The sequence below is a fragment of the Mesorhizobium sp. M1A.F.Ca.IN.020.06.1.1 genome, from assembly GCF_004023265.1.
GTDB lineage: Bacteria > Pseudomonadota > Alphaproteobacteria > Rhizobiales > Rhizobiaceae > Mesorhizobium.
Genome location: NZ_RZSR01000501.1, coordinates 1 through 4,332, shown reverse-complemented (window position 1 = coordinate 4,332; position 4,332 = coordinate 1). Strand labels below are relative to the sequence as shown.

The window sequence follows — 4,332 nt, the reverse complement described above, 5'->3', positions numbered from 1 at the left end:
CTACCAGGGCTCGCTGGTCTCACCGCCTCAGCCGGCGCTGTGGGGCTGACCGCGCGGCAAGCCCGATCAGCGCGAGGCCGATGATCGCGATCGGGATCATCGCCAGGAACCCGTCGACGCCAAGATGATCGTAGAGCGGGCCGGAGACCAGCGTGACCGCGGCCATGAAGAAGCCGTTGAAGAAATAGGCGATGCCTTGCGCGGCGCCCGTGCGCTCTTCGGAAACCGTTTCGCCGATCATCTTCTGCAGGCCGATCAGCACCATCGCCACCGAAACCGCATGCAGCGTCTGGACGCCGAAGAAGCCGACGACGCCGAGGCCCAGCGGCCAGACCAGCGGAAAGGCGACCCATCGCAGGATCGAGCCGATGCCGGCGATCACCATCACCCTGACGACGGAAACGGAGGCGAAAATGCGGTTGAAGAACAAGAACATGCAGACCTCGGCAACCACGCCCCAGGCCCACAGCAGGCCCACGACGGAATCGCTGATGCCGATCGACTTCCAGTAGATCGACACGAAGCCGTAAAGAAAGGCGTGGCTGGCGGTGATGATGCCGACACCCAGCGTGAAATAGAGGAAATAGGCGTTGAAGAGGCTTGGCGCCGAATGCTGAATGTCGGTCGCCGATAATGGCGACGCCTTGCGAGGCTTGCCCATCCGCGGCGCCCACAAACCCGCGACAAGCGCTGCGGCAAGGGCCACAAAGATGATCGCCGGAACAGTTTGCGGGCCGGTGGCCGCCAGGATGAAGCCGCCGACTATATTGGCGCAGAAATAGGAGATCGAACCCCATTTGCGCATGGCCGTGTAGTTGGAGCCGAAGCGGCGGACGCCCGACAGAGCCAGCGAATCGGCCATCGGCGAATGCGGCGTCCAAGGGATCGAAAGCAACAGCGAGATGGCCAGCACGCCCGCATAGGTGGCCGGCAGGAAATAGCCGGCCGAAATGATCATCGTCGCCGCGACCAGCGCGATATAGACATTGGCGCGGTCCTTCGCCCGGTCGGCAAACGCGGTGAGCATCGGCGTCGTCACGACGCGCAGGAACATCGGCGCGGCCAGGATGACTGCGATCTGTTCGGCGTGGAAGCCTTTCGCCTCCAGCCAGAGCGGAAAATAGGGCAGATGCGTCCCCTGCGACACGAACAATGTCGCGAAGATCAGGCTCATGCGCAGTTCGAAATGGGCTGGCTTGACGAGTTGCTCAGGCGAAAGCGGCGGCAGCGGCATGAATCGATCCAATTACGCTGCATTCCACGACCCGCAACGCGTTTCGATCCCTATCACGCGGCAAGGCGCGGCGGAACCGCCTGGACCAGTCGATCTGGCTAAAGCTGTTGAAAGACAAGGAACCTCGGAGCCGGAAAGGCGCTCAGGCAGCGTTGACCGCCCTGCCCTTGAGATCGATGAGATCGAGCACCGGCGCGTCCTTGCCGGCCGCAACTTCGGGCAGCACATGCGCCCAGGTCAGGATCTCCATGCGGCCGTCGAAATGCTCGACCACCGCGGTGCAGCTTTCCACCCAGTCCCCGGTGTTGATGTATTGCACGTCGCCATAGCTTTCGATCGCGGCGTGATGGATGTGGCCGCAGATCACGCCGTCGACATGCGAGCGCCGCGCTTCCTCGGAGAGCACCGTCTGGAACGATCCGATGAAGTTCACCGCCTTCTTCACCTTGACCTTCGCCCAGGAAGAGAACGACCAGTAAGGCAGGCCGAGCAGGTGGCGCAGTCTCGTCACGAGGCGATTGACCAGCATTGCCGTGTCATAGGCGTAGTCGCCGAGGTAAGCGAGCCAGCGCCGATTGTGCACCACAGTGTCGAACTGGTCGCCATGGATGACGAGAAGCCGCCTGCCGTCGGCGGTCTCATGAATGGCGCGGTCGGCAACGACGATGCCGCCGAAATGCACCCCCTGGAACTGGCGGGCGAATTCGTCGTGGTTGCCGGCGATGTAGGTGATCGAGGCGCCCTTGCGCGCCTTGCGCAGCAACTTCTGCACCACGTCGTTATGGCTCTGCGGCCAATGCCAGCTGCGCCGCAGGCGCCAGCCGTCAACGATGTCGCCGACCAGGTAGATGGTATCGGCGTCATGGTGGCGCAGGAAATCGATCAGGAAATCGGCCTTGGCCGCTTTCGAGCCGAGATGCACGTCGGAAATGAACATGGTGCGAAAAGTGCGGGGCTCTGGACCGGACATCGCGATTTCCACCTTTCTTTGGCGTGCTATGCCTCGATTCATGCAACAACCGTATGACGGTTGCGGTTGGTCCAGCCTAGGCGCTAGCTTGCCGCCCTCGAAAAAGGAGAAGTCAGCATGGATCTCGGCATTCGCGGCAAGAAGGCCATCGTCTGCGCCTCGAGCAAGGGACTGGGGCGCGGCTGCGCGATTGCGCTGGCCGAAGCCGGCGTCGACCTTGTCGTCAACGGCCGCAACGCCGAGCTGTTGGCGAAGACGGCGCAGGAAATCCGCGAAAAATTCGGCGTCGAGGTGATCGAGATCGCGGGCGACGTCTCGAAGCCGGAAGTGCAGAAGGCATTGCTTGCCGCCTGCCCCGCCCCCGACATCCTGGTCAACAACAATGGCGGCCCGCCGCTTCGCGATTTCCGCGAGCTCGACCGCGCGAAAATCCTCGAAGGCGTGACGCAGAACATGGTGACGCCGATCGAGCTGATCCAGGCGGTCATCGACGGTATGGCCAAGCGCGGCTTCGGCCGCATCGTCAACATCACATCGCTGTCGGTCTATGTGCCGCTACCGGGCCTCGACCTGTCGTCGGGCGCCCGCGCCGGCCTGACCTCGTTCCTTGCCGGCGTGGCCCGCACGGTGATCGACCGAAACGTCACCATCAACAGCCTATTGCCCGGCAAGCTCGACACCGACCGGTTGCGAGGCCCGCACGAAGCCGGCACGCCGGAAGACCCCGCAGCGGCCGCCGCGCGCAAGGCCCGCATCAGCGCCGACGTACCGGCAAAGCGCCTCGGCACGCCGGAAGAGTTCGGCCAGATCTGCGCCTTCCTGTGCTCGGTTCATGCCGGCTATCTCACTGGACAGAACATCCCGGTCGACGGCGGCCTCTACGTCAGTGCGTTCTGACGAGCTTCGTCGATCCGCCGCAAGTTTCCGAGCCAACAGGCTGAAATGGATTGATTATCTTCGCCTCGGCATCGTGAATGCCAGGGCCGACATTTGGCGTCGCGAAGAATCGCCGCTGCATGCTAAAAGGCTCGAAAGCAAGAAGCGCAGGAGGGCCGCGAATGGACGGCGAGAGCAAGAAAACGGCCCGATCGGACCTTGATGAGGCCGCGCTCTTCTTCCACAAGCACCCCACCCCGGGAAAGCTCGAGATCCAGGCGACCAAGCCGCTGGGCAACCAGCGCGACCTCGCGCTTGCCTATTCGCCGGGCGTTGCCGCTCCTTGTCTCGAGATCCGGGACGATCCCGCGGCCGCCGCCGACTACACGGCGCGCGCCAACCTCGTCGGCGTTGTCTCCAACGGCTCGGCGGTGCTTGGGCTGGGCAATATCGGCCCGCTCGCCTCCAAGCCGGTGATGGAAGGAAAGGCGGTGCTGTTCAAGAAATTCGCCGGCATCGACGTGTTCGACATCGAGATCGATGCTCCCGAGATCGAGCGCATGGTCGAGACGGTGGCCGCGCTCGAGCCGACCTTCGGCGGCATCAATCTCGAGGACATCAAGGCGCCTGAATGCTTCGAGGTCGAGGAGCGGCTGAAGGACCGCATGGGCATTCCGGTTTTCCATGACGACCAGCATGGCACGGCAATCATCGTCGCCGCCGCGGTGCTCAACGGGCTGGAATTCGCCGGCAAATCGATCTCCGACATCAAGATCGTCACGTCCGGCGCGGGCGCTGCGGCGCTCGCCTGCCTCAACCTTTTGGTCTCGCTCGGGGCCAAGGTCGAAAACATCTGGGTCACCGATCGTTTCGGCGTCGCCTACAAAGGCCGGGTCGAGGAGATGGACCGCTGGAAAGACCCTTATGTGAAGGACACCCAGGCGCGCACGCTGACCGATGTCATCCCCGGCGCCGACGTCTTTCTCGGCCTGTCCGCCGCAGGCGTGCTGAAGCCAGAACTCCTGCAGCACATGGCGCCGAAGCCGCTGATCCTGGCGCTCGCCAACCCGACGCCGGAGATCATGCCGGAGGTTGCGCGCGCGGCACGGCCCGACGCCATGATCTGCACCGGGCGCTCCGATTTTCCCAATCAAGTCAATAACGTGCTCTGCTTTCCTTACATTTTCCGCGGCGCGCTGGATTGCGGGGCGAGCGCCATCAACGAGGAGATGAAGATGGCCGCGGTCAGAGC

Annotated in this window: 4 protein-coding genes; 2 read left to right on the top strand and 2 right to left on the bottom strand. The window is 63.4% G+C overall.

Annotated features, from left to right (window positions below):
• Window positions 1-19: 19 nt before the first annotated feature.
• Both EOA60_RS20785 and EOA60_RS20780 read right to left on the bottom strand, forming a co-directional pair.
• The gene (locus EOA60_RS20785) at window positions 20-1,234 is read right to left on the bottom strand and encodes an MFS transporter (protein WP_095825302.1); all 1,215 of its coding nucleotides are present in this window, start codon (window positions 1,232-1,234) and stop codon (window positions 20-22) included.
• A gap of 142 nt (window positions 1,235-1,376) precedes the next feature.
• On the bottom strand, window positions 1,377-2,204 hold the full coding sequence (locus EOA60_RS20780; protein WP_095825301.1) for a UDP-2,3-diacylglucosamine diphosphatase: 828 nt from the start codon (window positions 2,202-2,204) through the stop codon (window positions 1,377-1,379).
• 117 nt (window positions 2,205-2,321) lie between these two features.
• Between EOA60_RS20780 and EOA60_RS20775 the strand changes: the two genes are divergently transcribed.
• Both EOA60_RS20775 and EOA60_RS20770 read left to right on the top strand, forming a co-directional pair.
• Window positions 2,322-3,101, top strand: a complete 780-nt coding sequence (locus tag EOA60_RS20775) for an SDR family oxidoreductase (protein ID WP_095825300.1) — start codon at window positions 2,322-2,324, stop codon at window positions 3,099-3,101.
• A 161-nt stretch (window positions 3,102-3,262) separates the two neighbouring features.
• Window positions 3,263-4,332: malic enzyme-like NAD(P)-binding protein (locus EOA60_RS20770; RefSeq protein WP_281060760.1), on the top strand; the 1,070-nt coding region annotated here is incomplete at its 3' end.